The following is a 21,376-nucleotide window of genomic DNA, read 5'->3' as shown; positions in this document are numbered from 1 at the left end:
CATGCTGGATTTCCTGGAGCTGGAGGAGACCGTCGGACGCGCCTGGCACAGGCTCGTCGGCAACACCGCCACATGGCAACGCCACCCGGACCATGCCGTCCGGCTGGAGGACGTCCGCCCCGTGCTCGCCGTCTGCTTCCGCGGCTTCGGCGGGGAGGGCGCGGTGCAGATCGCGCCGGCGCGCGGGCGCACCTCGACGCACCGCCTGCGGCTGCGCGAGCGCATGGGGCTCGGCGAGGAGAAGCTGGTGCAGCCCGGCCGCGACCACGCGACGCTGATGCTGCCCGGCGAGATCGCCCTCTTCGCCGACCGCGGTCTCAACCGTGACCTCTATGTCTGGCTCGCCGCCGCCATGGCCGTCATGCCGCTGGACCAGGTGACGCATGCCGACCCGCTCCAGCGCGACCTTGCGATCGTCGCGCGGGCGGAGGCGACGGCGAAGGCCGTTCTCGCTGCCTTTCCGGGCCTTGCCCGGCGCTACCGCCGGCTTTGCGCCGCGACGCTCGATGCGCGCCGCAGCCGGCCGCTGCCCTCCATCGAGCGCCATGTCGAAAATCGCATCCTCGCCCTCCTGAAGAAGGGCGCGGGGCTTGCCGACGACACGCTGCCGGTCATCTTCCCCCATCGCGCGCCGCCCGGCTACCTGCCCATGCTGCCCGTGCCGCTCTGGCCGGATGCGCTTGCCCGCGAGGACGGCGAGGGAAGGGGAGAGGACGACCAGCCGGCGAGCGGCGGCGATCCGCAGGCCGCCGAGACCGGCCGGCATGTGGCGGAGCGCGAGAAGGCGGAGAACCGCAAGAGCGAACGCAGCCCCTTCATCCTCAACCGCTTCGAGAAGATCCTCGCCATGGCCGAGATGGTCAATGTCGACCGCCCCGGCGACGACAGCGACGACCACGACGCCTCCGCCGCCGACGAACTGGACGACATGACGCTCGGCGAGCGCAAGGGAAGGCCCGCCGCGCGCTTCCACTTCGACCTCGACCTGCCGCCCGAAGCGCTCGACCGCACCCGGCTGACCGGCGAACATACCTATCCCGAATGGGACTACCGCACGGCGACCTACCTGCCGGACCATTGCCGCGTGCTCGCCTCGCCCGCGCCTGATACTGCGGCCGTGCCGGAGGCCGATGCCGACACGAAGAGCCTCATCCGCCGCGTGCGCCGGCAGTTCGAGGTGCTGCGGCCAAGGCACGAGATGCTGCGCGCACAGCTCGACGGGGCGGAACTCGACCTCAATGCCGTGGTCAGGGCGCGCAGCGACCTTGCCGCCGGCGGGCAGGGCAGCGACCGGATCCACCTGATGAGCCGGCCGCAGGCGCACGATCTTGCCGTCACCATTCTCGTCGACGTCTCGCTCTCCACCGATGCCTGGTTCGACAACCGGCGGGTGCTCGACGTCGAGAAGGAGGCGCTGACGGTGCTCGCCCACGGCCTTGCGGCCTGCGGCGACAACCATTCCATCCTCACCTTCACCTCGCGTCGCCGCTCCTGGGTGCGCGTCGAGACGGTCAAGGATTTCGGCGAGCCGATGGGCCATGGCGTGGAGGCGCGCATCGCGGCGCTGAAGCCGGGCTTCTACACCCGCATCGGCCCGGCGATCCGCCATGCGGCGGCCAAGCTCCGCGAGCAGCCGAACCGCCGCAAGCTCCTCCTCGTCCTCACCGACGGCAAGCCGAACGACGTGGACCACTACGAGGGCCGCTTCGCGCTGGAGGACAGTCGCCGCGCCGTCACGGAAGCGCGCCGCACGGGCGTCAGCGTGTTCGGGGTGACGGTCGACCGGGAGGCGCAGGCCTACGTGCCGGCCATGTTCGGCCGCAACGGCTACGCCATCGTCAGCAACATCGCCAGGCTGCCCGCGGCACTGCCGGCGATCTACCGCGGTCTTGTGGGATAGAGGACACGAGACCTGCGTGGGAAGGCCCGGCATGCCGCACCATGCCGGGCCTTTCTCGTTTCAGGCGGCCTTGCTGTGGGTGCGGGCCGAACTGTCGATATAGGCATCGAAGGCGGCCGCGACGGCGCGGATGATGAAGCGATGATCCTGCCGCACCGTGACCGTGCCGCCGCGGATGACGACCGCACCGTCCTCCTTGAGCGCCATCAGCCGCGCGTTGCCCTCGATGAGCGGCGCGGCGTCGAAGCCGTGCCGGGCGGCGATGGTCGTGACATCGGCGCGGAAATCGCACATCAGCCGTTCGATGATCTCGGCGCGAAGGCGATCTTCGGCGGTGAGGCGATAGCCCTTGACGGTCGCGAGCTTGCCGGACGCGATGCGCTGCGCATAAAGGCCGGGCGGCACCTCGTTCTGCATGTAACCATCATGCGCGCGGCCGATGGACGAGGCGCCGAAGCCGATGAGCGTCGTGCAGGCATCCGTCGTATAGCCCTGGAAATTGCGATGCAGGCGGCCGCGGCCGGCCGCAACCGCAAGGCTGTCAACCGGCAGGGCGTAGTGGTCGAGGCCGATGCGGACATAACCGGCCGCCACCAGCGTTTCGGCGATCGCCTCCGCCTGCTCGGCGCGCATCGCCGCATCCGGCAGGGCGCGCTCGTCGATCAGCCGCTGGTGCTTCTTGAAGGAGGGGATATGCGCATAGCCGAACACGGCGAAGCGTTCCGGCCGCATGGCGACGGCCGCCCGCGCCGTCTCGATGCAGGAGGCCACCGTCTGGTGCGGCAGGCCGTAGATGAGGTCGAAATTGATGCCGCCGATGCCGGCCGCGCGCAGCCGCGTCACGGCTTCCGCCGTCTGCGCCTCGCTCTGGATGCGGTTGATCGCCTTCTGCACGACGGGATCGAAGCTCTGCACGCCGAGGCTGGCGCGCGTGACGCCGGCCTCACCGAGCGCCTCGGCCATTTCGGGCGTCAGCGTGCGCGGGTCGATCTCCACTGCGATCTCCATGCCCGCCGTGAAGGCGAAGCGGGCGCGCATCAGGCCGATCAGGTCGCGGAATTCCTCCGGCTGCATGATCGTCGGCGTGCCGCCGCCGAAATGGATGTGGCGGACTTTCAGCCGGTTGCCGACCCTTTCGGAGACGAGGCCGATCTCCTTTCGCAGCATGTCGATATAATCGAGGATCGGCTCGTCGCGCTGGGTGATGGTGGTGTGACAGCCGCAGTACCAGCACATCGAGCGGCAGAACGGAATGTGCAGGTAGAGCGAGGCCTCCGTTCCCGGCGCGATGGCGGAAAGCCAGTCGCCATAGGTGCCGGCGCCGACGGACGGCGAGAAGGCGGGAGCCGTGGGATAGCTCGTATAGCGCGGCAGCCGCGCCTCGCCATATTTTTCGATCAGGGCGTGTTGCATGGCGTTTTCCTTGTCCGGTGTGTCGATTGACGAAAGCCTAGGAGGGGGAGGGGGCGCCTTCTTTGCGAAAAGCCAAGCAAGGAGCCATCGGGCCGGCATTTCCGGAATTGTTTGCGCAACGTCAAAGTGGGGAAAAGGGCACCGGACTAGCGTCGGGCGGTTCCGGTCGGTTCGGCCGCGTCCTTCCGGAACGGAATTCGGAGCGGCCGGGACGGAAACACCGAACATGTCTGAACAACAGGAAAAGCCCTCCATCGACGTCCGCACGGTTCCCCCGCGCGAGCGCCATCCGCGCATCTTCGGCATGCTCGGCGCGCTGCTTCCCGGCAATTCCATGCTGATCACCAGCGACCACGACCCGCGTCCGCTGCACTACCAGCTCGAAACGAATTTCCCCGGCGAGTTCGGCTGGGACTACCTTGAACAGGGACCGGACGTCTGGCGCGTCGAGATCGGCCGGCTGGAAGGCGGCGGCGGTTGCGACTGCTGCTGCGGCTCGGATCACTAACCCCAGCGCGGCGAAGGAACCAGACATGCCGGGCGCCACGCTCTCCCGCTGGACAATGTCCTACTTCGCCGCTGCCTGCCTGATGCTTCTTGCAGGGCAGGGACTGATGGTCGCGGGCTACGGTTATCCCGCCGCCGACATGGGCGCGCCGGAAACGCTGGTGCTGGTTCACGTCGTCGCGATCGGCTGGCTGAGCCTGCTGATGGCGGGCGCGCTCTTGCAGTTCGTGCCTGTCCTCATCGCCCGGCCGCTCGTCGGCGGGCATCTGGCGGCGCCTGCGCTGGTGCTGCTCCTCGCCGGCCTCGGCTTCCTCGTCGCCGGCTTCGTCGCGCTTTCCGGCGCCATCGACCTGCCGCTCCTTCTTTTGCCCGTCGGCGGCGCCATGCTCCTTGCCGGCTTCGGCCTCGTCGCCGGCATCCTTGCCGTCACGCTCTTCGCCGCGCGCCCCTTGCAGCTCCCCGCCCGCTTCGTGGCGGTGGGGCTCACCTGCCTCGTCGTCGCGGTCCTCGTCGGCGCGGCGTTCACGCTTGCCCTCTCCGGCCTCGGCGACAGCGTCCTCTTCGCCCGCCTGGTCGCCGAGGGTCTCGGACTGCATGCGACATTGGGGCTCGGCGGCTGGCTCAGCATCACGGCGGTCGGCGTCAGCTATCGCCTGCTCGCCATGTTCCTCCTCGCGCCCGAGGTCGAACGGCGCACGAGCCGTGCAGTCTGGTGGACGGCGGGTCTCGCGATCGGCCTCGTCGCCGCTTGCATTCCCCTTGTCGCGCTTTCCCTTCCCGGCGCCTCCATCCTGTTTCCCGCCGCCCTGGTCCTGGCGCTGGCGGCCGTGGCCCTCTATGGCGGCGACATCAGGCAGATCTACCAGGCCCGCAAGCGCAAACGCGCGGAGCTGAACATCCGCGCGACCTTTCCCGCCTTCGCGGCGCTCGTCGTCGCCATCGCCCTTGTCAACGTGCCGGCGGTCCGCACGGGAGACAACGTCACGGCGCTCGTCTATCTCTTCGTCTTCGGCTGGCTCACCGGCCTGGGGCTTGCCCAGCTCTACAAGATCGTCGCCTTCCTGACCTGGCTGGAGGCCTACGGGCCGATCCTCGGCCGCGCGCCTGTGCCGCGCGTGCAGGACCTTGTCGAGGAAGGCCATACGCGTATCCTGTTCCGAATCTACTATGGCGCGGTCGCCGCCGCCACGGTGGCGCTGTTTTGGGGCACGACCGACATCTTCCGCGGTGTCGCCTGCCTGCAGCTCGTCGTCACCGTGGCGCTGATGCGGGAATTCATCCGCACGCGCCGGCTGTCCGTCGTGCCGGCGGCGCTGCGCGCGCCTGACGGCATGGTCCAGCCGCACCTCTTTTTGCCTCTATCCGTCCCAAGGAGATAAAAGAATGCCCGACATTTCAACCGAGATCGCGCCGAAGGTGCTCGATGTCCGGCCGACCCTCAAGAATGGCGGCGAGCCGTTCCAGGAGATCATGCGGGCCGTGCAGGAACTCTTGCCGGGGCAGGGGCTGAAGCTCGTCGCCCCCTTCCGCCCGCAGCCTCTCTTCCGCGTGATGGAAGGTCGCGGCTTCGATCACGAGGCCCGCGAGATCGAGAGCGGCCACTGGGAAGTGCTGTTCACGCCCCGCACGGGCGTTCCGGCCGTCGAGATCTCGGCCGATGCCGACAGGCCGGACACCTGGCCCGACCCGTCGATCCATCTCGACCTTGAGGACCTCGATCCGCCGGAGCCGATGGTGCGCATCCTTGCCGCGGTCGAGGACATGCAAGAAGGCGAGGTGCTCTTCGCGGTCCTCTCCCGCGAACCGCTGTTCCTGTTCCCCGAACTGACCAAGCGCGGCCACCAGTGGGCCGGCAATTTCGACGATGCGGGCACGGCCTATCGCATCCTCGTGCGGGTCGGCCGGCCGAAGGATTGAGACGATGGACGAGCAGCAGAAAGCCGCGCTCGAAGAGGATATCCGCAGGGCCCTGCGCGTGATCATCGACCCGGAGATCGGCCGCAACATCGTCGATCTCGGCCTGATCTACGCTGTCGTCGTGGAGGAGGGCGGCATCGCCCGCATCACCATGACCACCACGACGCGTGGCTGTCCGGCGACGGCCTTCCTCAAGGAGGCTGTCGGCAATTGCGTCTGGGATGTTCCGGGGGTCGAATATGCCGAGGTGCACCTGACCTACGAGCCGCCCTGGACGCCGGACATGATGGAGACCTGACGGAAACGGCCCGGATCATCTCCGGGCCGTTCTGCATTCACAGGGGCACACGCCGCTTGCGCGCGAGGATCGGGGCATATTCCAGGCAGAAGAGCCCGAAGGCCACGATCCACAGCAGGCCCGCGGCCGCATAGATCTGTTCGCTGGCATCGGGAAGCACTTCGCCGAACGGGCGCACCAGCGCGCAAAGCACCAGCGCCACATAGGCGGCGACGGTGAGGCGCGAGGCCGCCAGGGGCCGGCCGGTATGGCCGAGGCTGGCGCGCGTCATCACCGCCAGCATCATGCAGGCGATCGCGCCGACCGACAGCACGTGGAGCACCGAGCGCTCCTCCAGGTAGCCGAGCGCGCTGAACGCGATGGCAAGCAGCCCGAGCGGCACGAAGGCATAGGCGACGTGGAGGACGACGAGCAGCTTTTCCGGCAGCGTGGTCCAGCCGCGCCAGCGGCGCAGGCGAATGGCGTGCAGGACGGCGGCGACGATCCCGAGGCCGGCGGTCGCGGGATGCGCCGGCACCGCCGTCCAGGCGGCGAGGGCCGCGACGCCGGCAAGGATGGCGGCGGTGTCGAAACGATTGTACGGCACCGGGAAATCGCTGCGGCCGACCTTGTTGAGCCAGTTGCGCGTGAAGCTCGGCACGATGCGGCCGCCGACGATCATCACCAGCACGACATAGGCGGCGACACCCAGGCGAATCGCCATGTGGTCGTCCCCGCCGCCGATGACCGCGACGTGGAAGACCGCATTGGCCAGCGACAGCGCCAGCAGGCCGCCGAGGATCTTCAGGTCCTTCCATTTGCGCCCGGCGACGATCTCCCGCGTGCAGATGCCGAGGAGAACCGGCAGGAAGAGGCCGTCGATGACGGCCGCCTCCACCACGCCGATCCGGTCGGCGGCCAGTAGCGCGAGGCGTCCGGCGCACCACAGGCCGAAGAGCCCGGCGAGCGGCCAGCCGGATACGGGCAGCCGCCCCGTCCAGTTCGGCACCGCCGTGAGCAGGAAGCCGGCGAGCACGGCGGATGCGAAGCCGAAGAGCATTTCGTGGGCGTGCCAGTTCGGCGCGCCGTAGTCGCCGGCAAGATCGATCCGGCCGGTGATCGTCGCGATCCACAGCACCATGGCGACCACGGCCCACACGCCGCCGGCCAGGAAGAACGGCCGGAAGCCGTAGGAAAACAGAACCGGGCCGGTGCGGGAGAGGCCGCGCGGGACGGCGCGGCTGACGCGCGCTGCGGGTTGGCTTGCAGTCATGATCGTCTCTTTCCTTTGCAATTGTCAGCTTCTTTTAGGGGAGAGACGTGGGCGCTTCTTTGCGAGATGGCAAAGAGCAAATCGGCGGGCTGCCAAAATGCCGCATCCGGGAAAAAGCCCTCTTTGTCCCAACTCAAAGAGGCCGGCGCGAATGCTCCTAGAACAGAAACGACAGGGCGACACACCGCCCGTCCTTTCAACCAAGGAGAAATGCAATGACTGAGCAGTTTCAGATAACACGCCGCACCATTCTCGGCGGTGCCGCCCTCGCCGGCGTTCTGACGCCGATCATTGCTGCATCGGTGGCGCGGGCCGAAGGCGGCGCCATCCAGACCAATGCAGCCGCAACGGCGGCCGACATCGCAAAGCTGGAACGGGTGAAGGTCGAGCTTGTCAAGCCGCCCTTCGTTCATGCCCACACCCAGAAGGCCGAAGGCGGCCCGAAGATCTACGAATTCACCATGAAGATCGAGGAAAAGAAGCTGATCCTCGACGACAAGGGCACGGAAGTCCACGCCATGACCTTCAACGGCTCGGTCCCGGGCCCGCTGATGGTCGTGCACCAGGATGACTATGTCGAGCTGACGCTCATCAACCCCGAGACCAACGAGCTGCAGCACAACATCGACTTCCACGCGGCAACCGGCGCCCTCGGCGGCGGCGCGCTGACGGTGGTCAACCCCGGCGAGCAGACGATCCTGCGCTTCAAGGCCACCAAGGCCGGCGTCTTCGTCTACCATTGCGCACCTCCCGGCATGGTTCCGTGGCACGTCACCTCGGGCATGAACGGCGCGATCATGGTCCTGCCGCGCGAAGGCCTGACGGACGGCCACGGCAAGGAACTGACCTACGACCGCGTCTACTATGTCGGCGAGCAGGACTTCTACGTGCCCCGCGACGAAGAGGGGAACTACAAGAAGTACGACAGCGTCGGCGAAGCCTATGACGACACGCTGAAGGTCATGCGCACGCTGACCCCGAGCCATATCGTCTTCAACGGCGCCGTCGGGGCTCTCACCGGCGACAATGCCCTCAAGGCGAAGGTGGGCGAGAAGGTCCTCGTCGTGCACTCGCAGGCCAACCGCGACACCCGCCCCCACCTCATCGGTGGCCACGGCGACTATGTCTGGGCAACCGGCAAGTTCCACAACGTTCCTGACGTCGACCAGGAAACCTGGTTCATTCCGGGCGGCACGGCGGGCGCGGCCTTCTACACCTTCCAGCAGCCCGGCATCTACGCCTACGTGAACCACAACCTCATCGAGGCCTTCGAACTGGGCGCGGCCGGCCACTTCACGGTCGAGGGCGAATGGAACAACGACCTGATGACCTCGGTCAGCCCGCCGAGCGGCGCCTGACGCCCGAGTGAAACCGATGTGCCCGCCCTGCGGCGGGCACATCTCCCAAACGCGGCGCGCTCCCGGACGGCGAACGATCGTCCGGGCGAGGCGCAAGGAGGCCGTCATGGCTGTGCTGACATCGAAGCCCGGCAATTCGTGGACATCGCTCGCTCTTCCCGCTCTCCTGCTCGCGGCCCTTGCCGGCGGGCTCGCGCTCAAGACGGACCTTCTCGGCAGTGCGCCGGCAGGCCCCGTGCTGGACGAGCCGATGACCGTGGAAATCGCCCCGCGCAGCTTCGAGTATCGTGAAAGCGGCGAATTCTTCCGCAACGGCTTTGCCGTGGACGGCCCGGTGAAGGCCGTCGCCGTGCGGCGCCCGCTCACCATCATGAAATACCAGGTCACGGCCGGCGACTACGCGCGCTGCGTCGCCGACGGCGCCTGCGCGGCGGCCGAACCCGGCTTCGCCCCGGCCGACCCCGCCAATACGCCGGCGACGGGCGTCAGCTATGACGACGCCATCGCCTATGCGAAGTGGCTCGGCGCGAGAACCGACGAAATCTGGGTCCTGCCGAGCGACCAGGACCTTGCCTTCGCCGCCGGATCGCGCTTTCCCGACGACGCGCTCGGCGTCGACATCAACAGCACCAATCCGGCGGACCGCTGGCTTGCCGACTATCGCCGCGAAGCGGCACGCAAGGCCTCGCGCGATCCCGTTCCCCAGGCGCTCGGCCGTTTCGGCGAAAACGAATACGGCCTTGCCGATTTCGCCGGCAACGTCTGGGAGTGGACGGCGACGTGCAACCGCCGTGTCAATCTCGACAAGGCGGGGCGCGTGGTGAACGACGCCTCGTCGTGCGGCATCTATGTCGCGAGCGGCAAGCACCGCGCCGCCATGAGCTCGTTCGTGCGCAATCCGAAGGGCGGCGGCTGCGCCGTCGGCGTTCCCCCCGACAATGTCGGCTTCCGGCTCGTCAAGGATACCCGCTGGTATGCACCGCTGCTCGCCACGCTTCGGGAGCACGGAATTCCCCTCTGAACTTCCTGCGGAGGAAGAGGCGTGATAGAAGCCGGTAACTTTCACGCAAGAAGGACTCTATCGTGAAGATTGACCGGACCGTCGTCCAGTCGCTCGCCCTGTTCGACAGGATGAGCGACGAGGATCTCGACAGGCTTCTGACCCACGCAACGGCACGCCGCGTGGCGCAGGGCGATGCCGTCTTCGAACAGGGCCAGCAGGCCACGAGCTTCTTCCTCCTGCTGCACGGCCGGCTGAAGGTGACGCAGGTGACTGAGGACGGCCAGCAGATCATCGTGCGCGTCGTGCATCCCGGCGACCTCTTCGGATTTGCCAAGGCCCTGCAGCGCGCCGACTATCCCGGCACCGCGCGCGCGGCGACCGAGAGCGTCATCCTCGGCTGGCCGACCGACCTGTGGCCGCATTTCGTCGAGCAGAATCCGCGCCTTGCCGTCAGCACCATGCAGACCATCGGCCAGCGGCTGGAGGAAGCCCACACCCGCATCCGGGAAATGTCGACGCAGGAAGTGGAGCGCCGCGTCGCCCATGCCGTGCTGCGCCTTTCCAAGCAGGCCGGCCGCAAGGAAGGGGAGGGCATCCGCATCGACTTCCCCATTTCGCGCCAGGACATAGCCGAGATGACGGGCACGACGCTGCATACGGTATCGCGTATCCTCAGCGCATGGGAATCGCAGGGGCTCGTCGAAGGCGGGCGGCAGAAGCTCCTGATCCGTGACCTCGCCGGGCTCGCCGCGCTCGCCGACGGCCCGCGCGAGTGAGGCACCGGTTGCCGGAAAGCTCCGAACGCCGTTAGATCTTCGCGCGGTGCGCGACGGAGGAATGCCTTGAACGACAATAACGTTCTGAAATTCGAACGCCGGAAGCCGAAGCAGGACAACAACAAGCCTGCCGCGCCGGGGCCGAAAAAGGGGCTGATCTGGCTTGCGATCGCCATCGTGATCGCTCTCGTCTGGGCCTATTACCAGTTCATCGCACCGCAGGGCATCTGACGACGGCGAGCCCGCTCGGCCACACCGAAAGATCACGTAATCTATATTATGGAACACAAGCCCGCATTCACAGCGTCGCGAGCCGGCTGTTCTCGATGCTGCGGCCGTAGGCTTCGCGTATGGCGATCTTCTCCTCGAGCGCGGCGATCACGCTCTCGGAGAAATTGACTCCGTAGAGCTCTGCGAGATTGCTGAGCCCGCCTGGCGTGAACACGTTGATCTCCAGTATCTTGTCGCCGACGATGTCGAGGCCGACGAGGAACATGCCGTCCTCCACGAGCTTGGGGCGGACGGCCTCGACGACGGCGAGCATTTCGGGCGTCACCTCGACCCGTGCCGGTCCGCCGCCGACATGGACGTTCGAGCGGATCTCGCCCTTGGCGGGGACGCGGCGGAAGGCGGCATATTTGCCGTCGCGCATCAGGGGCCGGCCGTTCATCACGAAGAAGCGCACGTCGCCCTCGCTAGCTTCCGGCATGAAGCTCTGGGCGATGAGGTAGCCCTCCCCGCTCACCGCCTCGAAGATCTGGTTGAGGTTGTGGTCGTCCGGCGAGGTGACCTTGAAGACGTTCTTGCCGCCCGAGCCCTGCAGCGGCTTGATGATCGCCCCCTTCCTCTTCTGCCCCTCGATGAAGGCCCGGATCTCCTCGATGCTCTTGGAGACCAGCGTCGCCGGCCGGACGGAGGCGGGAAAGTCCTGCAGGTAGAGCTTGTTCTGCGCCTTGGCGAGACCCGCCGGATCGTTGACGACCAGCGTGCCGCGCAACACCGCGAGCCGCCCGAACAGCGCCCCCACGCTGGTCGCCCAGGGCCTGTCGGTCATGTCGAGGGAAGGATCGTTGCGCAGGAACAGCACGTCGATCTCGCCGATGTCGAAGACACGGCTCTCCGTGCGCTCGCCCTGAAGGTCCTTGTGCAGCGTTTCCGGCTTCTTGTAGCCAGAGGACGGCAGAACGAGGCCGCGCACGGACAGGCTGTCGTCCGGACGGAGCACGAAGTCGCCCGGCGTGACATAGCAGATTTCATGTCCGCGGTTGAGCGCGGCGAGCGCCAGGGCCGTCGTCGTGAACTGCGGGCTCTCGTCGGCGATCGAATTGACGAAGAATGCGATGCGCATGGAAGGCTCCTATGAGACGAGATCGAGAGGGGTGAGGCCGGCGCGAAGCCGGGCGAGGCGCTCGGGCGCGGCCCTGGCGGTCATGAATTGCGGCACGAGCCGGGGCGCCTTGAGCAGGCCGCGCTGGCTCAGCTCCTGCATCACGGCAAAATGGCGCGCCGCGATCTTGCCGAGCCAGAACGGCTCCAGGTCACCGCCGGCGCGCAGATGCGCGAGGATGTCGAGAAGGCCGCGCAGGTAGATGGCGTCCTTGGCGAGTCCGCCGCCGCGATGCAGCCGAAGCGCGATGTTGAAGGCGGCCGGCTGCCGGAACCCTTCCTCCCGCGACAGCAGCCTGAACGTTTCCACGAAGCTGGCCCCGTCCAGCATGGCGGCGCAGGCGACCACGCGGGCCGCGATCAGCCGGAGCCTTGCCGTCGTCATCCCGCCCGCCAGATATTCCGCCAGTACGGCGAGGCCCTCCTGCGCGCCTTCATAGCCCGCAAGGCCGGTGCGGAAGAGCCGCAGGCCGTGGCCGGAGCCGTTGCAATAGGTCAGGAGATGCACGCCGACCTCGTGGCTCAGCAGCGCCTCCACCCGCTCGCGGGCCATGGTCGTCGAGCTTGCGATCAGCAGGCGGTCGCTGGAGACCATGAGCCCGGCGGGAAGGTCGTCGCGCACCTCGACGCGCGGCGAGAAGGCGGAGAACTGCGCGCTGTAGCCGCCGATCATCGCCCTTGCCCGCCGCTCGACATAGCGATGATCGACCATCTGCGGCTCCCGCGCGCGGCCGGAAAGCGCCGTCGCGTCGAGAATGTCGCGCGCCGCCTTCTCCAGCCGCGCATCGACCGAGCCGTAGAGCGCCCGGCTCATCTCGACGAAACGGCCGTCTTCGCGCGCCGAAAGCATGGAGAGCTGCAGATCAAGCTCCTGCTGCTTTTCGCCGAAAAGCTTCTCCAGCACGGGATCCTCGAAACGGTCGAGGGTGATGGAGAACAAGGCCTTCTTGCGCGCGGCGATGTCGATGGCGAGCGGGCGGTAGAGGAAGACGGGCGCGCGCTCGAAACCCGAGGCGCTGAATTCCTCGAAGGCGGTGTCGGCATTAATGGGCGTGACCGCGAGCAGGAAATCGAAGCTTGCGGCGATCTCGTCCATCGCCCGGTCGGCCCGCGTGACGGCCTCGACGAAGACGCGGCGGCCGAGCGCCCGGTGCGTCGCCGGGGAAAGCGCCGTCTCAGTCCGCGAAAACTGTGCCGCGGCCTGCAGGCCGGCATCGAGCAGATGGGCGACCAGCCACCCCTGCAATTCCGGATAGACGGCGCGCGATTGCGGCACCCTGTAGATCGGAGCGACCCGCACGGTGAGCGTGGAGCAATCCGGCAGGCGACGGGCAAGGCCGGAATGGGAATCCTCGGAAAGCGCCGAGCGCTCGATCCGCGGCGCGCGATAGCGCCCGTCGATCTTCTCCACCGCGCCGACGAAGGCCGACAGCGCCCGTTCCGCAGACTTGTCGGAGGATGAGGAAACGCTGATGCGGAACGGCGCCAGAAAAGGCGTGTCCTTCGCCAATCGATCGCGGGAAAGCTCGCCGAAATCGAGCACGAGGAATGCGCCGAACTGCTCGCGCATACGGGCGGCGACCTCACGCACGACGGCCGCCGCGTCGGAAAGATTGCCGGCCAGAAGGTAGGCGGCATTCGCCATCGCCGCAGCCCGCGCCGCGGGAGCCGCGCGCCGTCCCACATGCACGGCGAGAAACGGCAGGGGGCGGTCGAGGTGAAGGCGGCCACGCCTTGGAAGATCGAGGCGCACGGGCAGGCCGTGGTCGAGCGCTTCCGCAACGCGGGCGCCGACATCTTGCGCCGGCTTTGCCCGGCCGCTCATGGCGTTTTCCCGCCGGGCATGGCCGCGAGCGCCGCTTCCAGAACCGGCAGGCTGGCGCGGATGGCCGCCCGCAGGGCCTCTATGGCCTGCGGATCGGGCTCTCCCGTCCACTCGTCCATGAATATCTTCTTGAATTCCACGGCGATGGCGCAGCCCGTGCCGGGAAAACGGGCATGGACGAAGCGCGTCTGCTCCCCCTTCCCGGCAAAGGCGACATTCTCGCGTACGTCGAGCTGCCGGCCTGGGAAGGGCTGGCGGCGCAGGCACGCCATGAATGCATCGAGCACAGGCGCCCAATAGGCCCTGTCCATCGAGAAGGTGCCGATATTGATGTCGGGCGCATCCGCCTGGGCCGTCGGCGGCGCGCCGGGACCGGCGCGGCGATGGTTGTAGCTGTGGATGTCGAGCAGGATGAAGAGGCCATGCGCGCGCTGCACGTCGCGCAGCAGGGCGTGCAGCATCTCGTAATAGCCGTCGTGCTGGCGCAGTGTCGCCTCGACCATCTCCGTGGAGGGTCGCTCACGCCAGATGTCGAGGCCCCAGGCCTGTTCCGGGCGCAGATAGACCGCACCCTCGCGCGGCCTGTTCAGGTCGACCTCGAAACGCGAACGATGAACGACGACACGGTTGCCGAGGTCCCGGATGAAGGCCGCCGTAAACGGATCCTCCTCGCGCAGGCGGTCGTCCGCGCTCAATGCCATCAGCGCCGCGACGTCCTCGTGCAGGAAATGTCCGTCATGAATGGCCGTGCCGACGAGCGGCGAAAGGCCCCGGGTCATCGACCAAAGTGGTTGTGCGACAAGATCCGCCGACGTCTCTCGTGTTTCCATGACGCCCTAAACGTCGGAAAAGCATACGGGTTCCGTGGACATTCTCATGCCGGCCGTCAAACGCTGCCCCGGCACTGGCTCGGAAAACATCGCCCGCCGGTTGATCCTCGCGTCGATCGGATGTGAAATCACCCCCGAAATTGCAAGGACGGGGCCGAGAACCCATGGCGAAATACAGAATCTACACGACCAGCTTTGCGAGCGTATATCCGCTCTACGTTGCCAAGGCCGGGAAGAAGGGGCGCACGAAGGCCGAGGTCGACCGGATCATCTGCTGGTTGACGGGCTATGACGACAGGGAGCTTCACGCCCGGCTCGCGCAGCGGACCGACTTCGAGACGTTCTTCGCGGAGGCGCCCGCGCTCAACCCTGCGCGGCGCTCGATCAAGGGTGTCGTCTGCGGCGTGCGGGTGGAGGACATAGAGGAGCCGACCATGCGGGAAATCCGCTACCTCGACAAACTCGTCGACGAGCTGGCGCGAGGCCGGCCCATGGACAGTATCCTGCGGGAGGGTTGAAGGCGGCGTCCGACCCGCCCTGCCCTCCCCTCCCCGGGCGCAGGGCACGAGGAGCGGTCGCGGCGCCTGGCCTATCCCTCAAGATGCAACGGACGGATGGCGGCGCCCTCCGCCTGCACGGCCTGGAGGTTCCTGTAGCGGCCGTTCTTCCGGGCGATGAGCTCGGCATGGCTTCCCTGCTCGACGATGCGCCCGTCATCGACGACGAGGATGCGGTCGGCATTGGCGATGGTGGCGAGGCGGTGGGCGATGACCAGCGTGGTGCGCCCGGCCGAAAGCTCGGCCAGCGACTGCTGGATCGCCCGTTCCGTCTCCGTGTCCAGCGCCGAGGTCGCCTCGTCGAGGATCAGGATCGGCGGGTTCTTCAGGAAGATGCGGGCAATCGCCAGGCGCTGCTTCTGGCCGCCGGACAGCTTGACGCCACGCTCGCCGACGACTGTATCGAGCCCCTCGGGCAGGCTGGCGATCACGCCGTCGAGCCGGGCGCGGCGGGCGGCCTCGACGATCTCCGCTTCCGTCGCGCCGAGCCGGCCATAGGCGATGTTCTCGCGGATCGTGCCGGCGAAGAGGAAGACATCCTGCTGCACGATGCCGATGTTCGAGCGCAGCGACTTCAGCGTCATGTCCCTGATGTCGATGCCGTCGATGGTGATCGCCCCGCCCGCCACCTCGTAGAAGCGCGGCAGCAGCGAGCAGATCGTCGTCTTGCCCGCTCCGGACGGGCCGACGAAGGCGACGGTCTCGCCCGCCGCGATGGAAAGGTCGAGGCCATCGAAGACCGGCCGGCCCTCGCTGTAGCCGAAGGCGACGGCGCGGTATTCGATGTCGCCGCGCAGCCGGCCCGCCTCGCGGGCGCCCGGCTGGTCGCCGATGTCGGGCTCGGTGTCGAGGAACTTCGTGTAGCGCGTGAAGCCGGCAATGCCCTTCGGATAGGTCTCGATGATCGAGTTGATCTTGTCGATCGGCCGGAAGAACACGTTGACCAGCAGCAGGAAGCCGACGAAGCCGCCGGCCGAAAGCTCGCCGCGCGTGACGAACCAGGCCCCCGCCAGCATCACCACCACCTGCACGAAGCGCATGGAGAGGTAGGAGAGCGAGGCGGAGGCGGCCATCACCTTGTAGGCCTCGAGCTTGGTGACGAGGTAGTTGCGGTTGCTCTCGTCGAAGAGCCGGCGCTCGTGATCCTCGTTGGCGAAGGCCTGCACGACGCGGATGCCGCCGACATTCTCCTCGATGCGGGCGTTGAAATCGGCGACGCGGCCGTAGATCGCATGCCAGGTCGAGGTCATGCGCGCCCCGTAATGGGTGGTGACGAAGGCCGTCAGCGGCACGATGACGGCGGTGATCAGCGCCAGCGGCACATGCACCCAGAGCATGAGGATGAAGGCGCCGACCAGCGTCATGACGGCGATGAAGAGATCCTCCGGCCCATGATGGGCAACCTCGCCGATCTCCTCCAGGTCCTTGGTCAGCCTCGCGACGAGATGGCCCGTCTTCTGGTTGTCGAAATAGCCGAAGGAGAGCTTCTGCAGGTGATCGAAAGCCTTGCGGCGCATCTCCGTCTCGATGCGCACGCCGAGCATGTGGCCCCAATAGGTGACGATGACCTGCAGGCCCGCATTGACGAGATAGATGACGAGCAGGCCGACGGCGGCGAGCGCGATGAGATCGAGCCGGCCGGTCGGCAGCAGGCGGTCGATGAAGAGCGTCACGGCGACCGGGAAGGCAAGCTCCAGGAGGCCCGCGGCGACGGCGGAGGAAAAGTCCAGCGCGAACAGGCCACGATGCGGGCGGTAATAGGCGGCGAAGCGCTTGATCATTTCAGGCACGGGATTGCTTCCTCGGATCGGCACGGCACGGCGATCGGGCTGTGCGTGTTCGGGTGACGGTTGGCGGGCATTTCGAGCCCGCGGATCTTTTGGAGAACCACTCCTGTCGTGTCATCTTCCGGCTGCCTTCTTGAGCACGAACCCTGCCCCAAGGCAACCGGCTCATGGCGAAAACAGCCCCGTGCGCCGTGCCATGGATGCCGCCTGAACGCAACAGGTCATCGCTGAACGCATCGATGTCTTTTCGGAATGGCGGGAACCTAACCGGGACTTGCGCGTTTGAGGCGGTTGGGAATGAGGGGACGGGCATGATCGACCACGGGGGACCAGCCCTTGACGGGGAAGACCGCTACAGGTTGCTGGTGGACGCTATTACCGATTACGCAATCTACATGCTGGATCCGCAGGGCAATATCGTCAGCTGGAACGCCGGCGCGAGCCGCTTCAAGGGCTACGAGGCGGCGGAGGTTCTCGGAACGCATTTCTCACATTTCTACCGCCCTGCCGATCGCGAGGGCGGCCTTCCGCTCGTCGCCTTGAGGCACGCGGCCGAGGAAGGCCGGTTCGAGGGCGAAGGATGGCGTGTGCGCAAGGACGGCTCCGAATTCTGGGCGCATGTCATCATCGATCCCATCCGCGAGGCGAACGGCAATCTCATCGGCTTTGCCAAGATCACCCGCGACCTGACCGAGCGGAGGCAGGCGGAGGAACAGATTCGCAAGGCCGAGCAGCAGTTCCGTCTTCTCGTGCAGGGCGTCACGGACTACGCCATCTACATGATGGACGCCGAGGGGAACGTCTCGAGCTGGAATGCCGGCGCCGAACGCATCAAGGGCTACCTTCCGGACGAGATCATCGGCCGGCACTTCTCCAGCTTCTTTCCCGAACAGGACAGGCTCGCCGGAATTCCGGCGCGCGCCCTCGAAACCGCCCGGCGGGACGGCCGCTATGAGTCGGAGGGCTGGCGGCTGCGCAAGGACGGCACGCGGTTCTGGGCGAATGCGATCATCGATGCCATCCGCGGCGAAGACGGCGCGCTGATCGGTTTTGCCAAGATCACGCGCGACATAACGGAGAAGCGGGATGCGCAGGAGGCCCTCGAACTGGCAAGGGAAGAACTGTTCCAGGCGCAGAAGATGGAGGCGCTGGGCCAGCTTACCGGCGGCGTCGCGCACGACTTCAACAATCTCCTGATGGTGATTCAGGCAAGTCTCGACCTCCTCCAGAGGCGCATCACGCCCGGCCCCGAAGCGCAGTCGCTGATCGACAACGCGCTGCAGGCAACGCAGCGCGGCGCCTCCCTCACCCAGCGGCTGCTGGCCTTTTCCCGCCGCCAGGATCTGGATTTCGAGCCCGTCGACCTGTGGGCGCTGATCCGCGGCATGACGGACATGCTGCAGCGGTCCATCGGTCCCGCCATCGTCGTCGAAACGCGCTTTCCCCTCAGCCTGCCGTCGGTGCGCACGGACCCGAACCAGATGGTCAACGCGCTCCTCAACCTCGCGATCAACGCGCGGGACGCCATGCCGGACGGCGGGCGCCTGGTTATCGGCGCCCGGCTGGAGACCGACGCTGCCCGAAGACATCCGGACCTCGGGGACGGACCCTATCTCTGTCTTTACTTGCAGGACGAGGGTCAGGGCATGGACCAGGACACGCTGAGGAATGCCCCCTCGCCCTTCTTCACGACCAAGGGCATCGGCAAGGGCACGGGACTGGGACTTTCGATGGTGCAGGGCCTCATGGCGCAGTCGAACGGAAAGCTCGTTCTTCATTCCGAGCCGGGCGCGGGCACGACGGCCGAACTCTGGCTTCCGATTGTCGAGGCCGAACCATGCATCAAGCAGGAGCATAAACCCATGGAAACGCGACCGGCCAAGGTGGCCCACCTCTCGGTCCTGGCGGTCGACGACGATCCGCTCGTGCTGATGAACACCGTCATGATGCTGGAGGACATGGGCCACACGGTATGCGAGGCGAGCTCCGGCACGAAGGCGCTCGCGTTTCTCGCCGAGCGGAAGATCGACCTCATCGTCACCGACCAGGCCATGCCCCAGATGACCGGCTCCCAGCTCGCCGATGTCGTGCGGGAACGCTGGCCGCACATTCCGATCATCCTCGCCACGGGCTATTCGGAATTGCCGCCGGAAGCCCGCGCGGACCTGCTGCGCCTGTCGAAGCCCTTCGGCGAGCGCCAGCTCGAAGACATCATCCAGCGCGCCATGTCCGGCACCGGCCGGCCACAACGCCCGGCATACAATGGCTGAAGGGCGCCCTCCTCACGCCCGCCGATCGCGCATCGTCAGCGCATTCTCGATGGCGGCCCCGGAGGCGGTGTTGTCGAAAACGCACCAGCCATCGGCGGCGAGGCGGTCGCCGAACGACCGGATTTCCGCGTCGCTGTAGGAGGAATGATACATCGTCGGCGCGCCATGCAGCCGGATATATCGAACCGGTTCCGGAAAATCATCCGCCGGCGAGACGGGCGCCGGGTCGGCAAGCACGCGGTCGATGCCGTACCGTGCCAGAAGCGCATCGGCGGTCGGCGTCGCCCAACTCCTGTGGCGCGGCTCGATCACCAAGGCGCCTGTAAAGGCCTTGCGCATCGCGGCAAAGGCGTCTCCTGCATCGGCGGCGTCGAACCTGAGGCTGGGTGGGAGCTGGCACAACAGCGGCCCGAGCTTGCCACCGAGCGCCGAAACCTCCTCCACGAACGTGCCGAAAGGCCGGTCGACGGCCCGCAGCCTGCGCTCATGGGTGATCTCGCGGGGGATCTTGATTGCGAACCGGAAGCCGTCCGGCACCGATTGCGCCCAGCGCTCGAACGTTTTGACCTGATGGCGGCGGTAGAAGGTCGAGTTGATCTCCACGCCGTCGAAAACGGCGGCATAACGGGCAAGCCCGCTTCCCGTTTCGGGAAACCTGTGCGCCACGGCCTTCGGGATCGACCATCCCGCTGTCGCGATAACCGGCACGTTCGTCTGCCCCATGGATCGGGAAAGGCCGGAGAGATACCGGCCTTTCCTCGTCAATTCAGCGTCGGTAGCGCATCCGCTCCTGTTCGATCTCGGCGGGCCCGTAGGGGTCCAGCGTGTCGTCGAAGCGGGACCAGCCGCCTTCGGCATAGGCGGCACGCCGCGCATCGGGATCGACCCAGTTGGATTTGCGAAGGATGGCCTCGGCCTCGGCATAAAGGCCGTCATCGACCCGCGCCGTGACGAGCGTGCCGCCGCGGCGTACGCCCTCGGCATAGACATGCGCGTGCTCTTCGGGAACGCCGGATTCCGTCATCGCGCCGATCAGGCCGCCGGCGGCACCGCCCGCAACGGCACCCGCAGCCGCGCCCGCCGCCGTCGCCGCGAGCCAGCCCGCCGCCACAACAGGCCCGACGCCGGGTATCGCCATGATGCCGAGCCCGGTCAGGAGGCCGCCGACGCCGCCCACGGCGGCGCCAATGCCCGCACCGGCTCCGGCACCCTCGGCCGCGTTGCTTTCCTTGCCGTAGCGGTCGTCTGCATTGTTGGAGACGATGCTGATGTCGCTGGAAGGCACGCCGCGCGCTTCAAGGGCGCTGACGGCCGCGCTCGCATCGGAATAATCGTCAAAAAGTGCTGTAACCGTTTTCATGGAAATCTCCTGGAGGCTGGGGGTTAGTTGGCGACGATGTTGCCCTGGTAGTCGAGGGCGACATCCACGGACTTGCCGTCCTTCATCGCCTTGGCGCGCCAGACGCCCTTGTCGTCGAGGGTGAGGCCGGTGACGTCCGCATAGCCCGCCTCGGTAAGGCGCTCCTGCGCCTGGGCTTCGGTGAAGCTGTTCGCACCCTCGACGGGGGCGGTCGCGTTCTTGCTGTCCGGCGTGGCCACGGCCGGCGTATCGCCGTCGGTCGCCGGAGCCGTGGACGTCTGCGCGAAGGCGCCAAGGGTCGATGCGCCCAGAAGCGCAGCAGCTAGGATAAGCTTTTTCATGGATTTTTCCTCGTTCTAGCCTTTGAGCAGGCCCGATAGGAACAGCTTGCCGGCCACATTGTTCCCGGCATCCAGGTGAGGAATTATCCTTGCGCCTTCCGCTTCAATCCATCGCGTGCTGAAGATTGCACCGGCCGCGCACCGCACGCCGAGGACGAGGGAAATCAGATCCGCCGACGGCACCTCCTGCGGCATTCCGGCGGCGACCACCTGCCAGATAGGCATCGTGAAGGGCGATGGCGCCGCGGCAATCCGGCCGCGGTCCCGTTACAGGAAATCGTCTCGCCGCGGCGTGAACGTATCGATCAGCAGGCCCGGCGTCAGCGCGACGACGCCGTGGACGAGGTTCGGGGCGACGATGAAGCTGCTTCCGGCGGCAAGGCGGGTGGTGATGCCGTCCACCGTGACATCGAAGGCGCCTTCGGCGACGTAGCTCACCTGCGTGTGCGGATGGGAATGCAGGGCGCCGACGGCGCCTTCCTCGAAACGGAAGGCGACGAGCATCAATTCCGGGCGCTCGCTCAGCACCGCGCGGCGATTGCCGGGAGCGACTTCGGTCCAGACGGTGTTTTCGGGCAGGGTATAGTGCGTCATGG

At 67.0% G+C, this 21,376-nt stretch carries 22 protein-coding genes; 11 read left to right on the top strand and 11 right to left on the bottom strand.

Annotated features, from left to right (window positions below; genetic code table 11):
* Position 1 precedes the first annotated feature (1 nt).
* Complete coding sequence (locus L0976_RS14385) at positions 2-1,900, top strand: nitric oxide reductase activation protein NorD (RefSeq protein WP_234188005.1); 1,899 nt, start codon at positions 2-4, stop codon at positions 1,898-1,900.
* A 60-nt stretch (positions 1,901-1,960) separates the two neighbouring features.
* Here the strand turns inward: L0976_RS14385 and hemN are convergent, their stop codons facing one another.
* On the bottom strand, positions 1,961-3,313 hold the full coding sequence (gene hemN / locus L0976_RS14380) for an oxygen-independent coproporphyrinogen III oxidase (RefSeq protein WP_234188004.1): 1,353 nt from the start codon (positions 3,311-3,313) through the stop codon (positions 1,961-1,963).
* A 226-nt stretch (positions 3,314-3,539) separates the two neighbouring features.
* Between hemN and L0976_RS14375 the strand changes: the two genes are divergently transcribed.
* Genes L0976_RS14375 through L0976_RS14360 form a run of 4 tightly spaced genes read left to right on the top strand, consistent with a single transcriptional unit; the run spans position 3,540 to position 6,035 of the window.
* Entirely contained in the window at positions 3,540-3,821 is a 282-nt protein-coding gene (locus L0976_RS14375; RefSeq protein ID WP_234188003.1) for a DUF2249 domain-containing protein, read from the top strand.
* Positions 3,822-3,846: 25 nt separating this feature from the next.
* On the top strand, positions 3,847-5,199 hold the full coding sequence (locus L0976_RS14370) for a hypothetical protein (RefSeq protein WP_234188002.1): 1,353 nt from the start codon (positions 3,847-3,849) through the stop codon (positions 5,197-5,199).
* 4 nt (positions 5,200-5,203) lie between these two features.
* Positions 5,204-5,737 carry a DUF2249 domain-containing protein gene (locus tag L0976_RS14365; RefSeq protein WP_234188001.1) on the top strand — a complete coding sequence of 178 codons (534 nt, stop codon included), beginning with the start codon at positions 5,204-5,206 and terminating at the stop codon, positions 5,735-5,737.
* A gap of 4 nt (positions 5,738-5,741) precedes the next feature.
* Positions 5,742-6,035 carry a metal-sulfur cluster assembly factor gene (locus tag L0976_RS14360; protein WP_234188000.1) on the top strand — a complete coding sequence of 98 codons (294 nt, stop codon included), beginning with the start codon at positions 5,742-5,744 and terminating at the stop codon, positions 6,033-6,035.
* A 37-nt stretch (positions 6,036-6,072) separates the two neighbouring features.
* Here the strand turns inward: L0976_RS14360 and L0976_RS14355 are convergent, their stop codons facing one another.
* Entirely contained in the window at positions 6,073-7,287 is a 1,215-nt protein-coding gene (locus L0976_RS14355) for an NnrS family protein (RefSeq protein WP_203315670.1), read from the bottom strand.
* Positions 7,288-7,502: 215 nt separating this feature from the next.
* Here L0976_RS14355 and nirK point away from each other — a divergent pair, with 215 nt between their 5' ends.
* The 4 genes from nirK (at position 7,503) to L0976_RS14335 (ending at position 10,655) form a co-directional block, all read left to right on the top strand.
* Positions 7,503-8,645 (top strand): copper-containing nitrite reductase, encoded by a 1,143-nt coding sequence (gene nirK / locus L0976_RS14350; protein ID WP_203315669.1) that lies wholly within the window; start codon positions 7,503-7,505, stop codon positions 8,643-8,645.
* A gap of 106 nt (positions 8,646-8,751) precedes the next feature.
* A complete protein-coding gene (locus tag L0976_RS14345) occupies positions 8,752-9,666 on the top strand; it encodes an SUMF1/EgtB/PvdO family nonheme iron enzyme (RefSeq protein ID WP_234187999.1) in 915 nt (304 codons plus the stop codon).
* A gap of 62 nt (positions 9,667-9,728) precedes the next feature.
* A complete protein-coding gene (locus L0976_RS14340; RefSeq protein WP_234187998.1) occupies positions 9,729-10,424 on the top strand; it encodes a Crp/Fnr family transcriptional regulator in 696 nt (231 codons plus the stop codon).
* Between the two features lie 66 nt (positions 10,425-10,490).
* Positions 10,491-10,655 carry a hypothetical protein gene (locus L0976_RS14335; RefSeq protein ID WP_234187997.1) on the top strand — a complete coding sequence of 55 codons (165 nt, stop codon included), beginning with the start codon at positions 10,491-10,493 and terminating at the stop codon, positions 10,653-10,655.
* A gap of 67 nt (positions 10,656-10,722) precedes the next feature.
* Here the strand turns inward: L0976_RS14335 and L0976_RS14330 are convergent, their stop codons facing one another.
* The 3 genes from L0976_RS14330 to L0976_RS14320 are packed head-to-tail and all read right to left on the bottom strand — an operon-like array spanning position 10,723 to position 14,465.
* Complete coding sequence (locus L0976_RS14330; RefSeq protein WP_234187996.1) at positions 10,723-11,772, bottom strand: glutathione synthetase; 1,050 nt, start codon at positions 11,770-11,772, stop codon at positions 10,723-10,725.
* A 9-nt stretch (positions 11,773-11,781) separates the two neighbouring features.
* Positions 11,782-13,635: a flavohemoglobin expression-modulating QEGLA motif protein gene (locus L0976_RS14325; protein ID WP_234187995.1), complete on the bottom strand. Its 1,854-nt coding sequence runs from the start codon at positions 13,633-13,635 to the stop codon at positions 11,782-11,784.
* Positions 13,632-14,465: an N-formylglutamate amidohydrolase gene (locus L0976_RS14320; protein WP_234187994.1), complete on the bottom strand. Its 834-nt coding sequence runs from the start codon at positions 14,463-14,465 to the stop codon at positions 13,632-13,634. Before L0976_RS14320 ends, L0976_RS14325 begins: the two co-directional genes overlap by 4 nt.
* Positions 14,466-14,629: 164 nt before the next feature.
* Between L0976_RS14320 and L0976_RS14315 the strand changes: the two genes are divergently transcribed.
* The gene (locus tag L0976_RS14315; RefSeq protein WP_234187993.1) at positions 14,630-14,983 is read left to right on the top strand and encodes a DUF2200 domain-containing protein; all 354 of its coding nucleotides are present in this window, start codon (positions 14,630-14,632) and stop codon (positions 14,981-14,983) included.
* 71 nt (positions 14,984-15,054) lie between these two features.
* Here the strand turns inward: L0976_RS14315 and L0976_RS14310 are convergent, their stop codons facing one another.
* On the bottom strand, positions 15,055-16,803 hold the full coding sequence (locus L0976_RS14310; protein WP_255695979.1) for an ABC transporter ATP-binding protein: 1,749 nt from the start codon (positions 16,801-16,803) through the stop codon (positions 15,055-15,057).
* A 317-nt stretch (positions 16,804-17,120) separates the two neighbouring features.
* On the opposite strand from L0976_RS14310, the gene L0976_RS14305 reads away from it, so the two are divergent.
* On the top strand, positions 17,121-19,079 hold the full coding sequence (locus tag L0976_RS14305; protein ID WP_234187991.1) for a PAS domain-containing sensor histidine kinase: 1,959 nt from the start codon (positions 17,121-17,123) through the stop codon (positions 19,077-19,079).
* Between the two features lie 12 nt (positions 19,080-19,091).
* Here the strand turns inward: L0976_RS14305 and L0976_RS14300 are convergent, their stop codons facing one another.
* Genes L0976_RS14300 through L0976_RS14280 form a run of 5 tightly spaced genes read right to left on the bottom strand, consistent with a single transcriptional unit; the run spans position 19,092 to position 21,374 of the window.
* On the bottom strand, positions 19,092-19,787 hold the full coding sequence (locus L0976_RS14300) for a DUF72 domain-containing protein (protein ID WP_234188026.1): 696 nt from the start codon (positions 19,785-19,787) through the stop codon (positions 19,092-19,094).
* A gap of 58 nt (positions 19,788-19,845) precedes the next feature.
* Positions 19,846-20,439: a general stress protein gene (locus L0976_RS14295; RefSeq protein WP_234187990.1), complete on the bottom strand. Its 594-nt coding sequence runs from the start codon at positions 20,437-20,439 to the stop codon at positions 19,846-19,848.
* Positions 20,440-20,462: 23 nt separating this feature from the next.
* Positions 20,463-20,780 (bottom strand): PepSY domain-containing protein, encoded by a 318-nt coding sequence (locus L0976_RS14290; protein ID WP_234187989.1) that lies wholly within the window; start codon positions 20,778-20,780, stop codon positions 20,463-20,465.
* Between the two features lie 15 nt (positions 20,781-20,795).
* Positions 20,796-21,005 (bottom strand): hypothetical protein, encoded by a 210-nt coding sequence (locus L0976_RS14285; RefSeq protein WP_234187988.1) that lies wholly within the window; start codon positions 21,003-21,005, stop codon positions 20,796-20,798.
* 42 nt (positions 21,006-21,047) lie between these two features.
* Positions 21,048-21,374, bottom strand: coding sequence for a cupin domain-containing protein (locus L0976_RS14280; protein ID WP_203315655.1), 327 nt, complete (start codon positions 21,372-21,374; stop codon positions 21,048-21,050).
* Positions 21,375-21,376 lie beyond the last annotated feature (2 nt).

The organism is Shinella sp. NM-101 (assembly GCF_021401195.1).
Taxonomy (GTDB): Bacteria; Pseudomonadota; Alphaproteobacteria; order Rhizobiales; family Rhizobiaceae; genus Shinella.
Note: the sequence above shows the minus strand (reverse complement) of the source record. Positions and strands in the feature narration are given on the sequence as shown.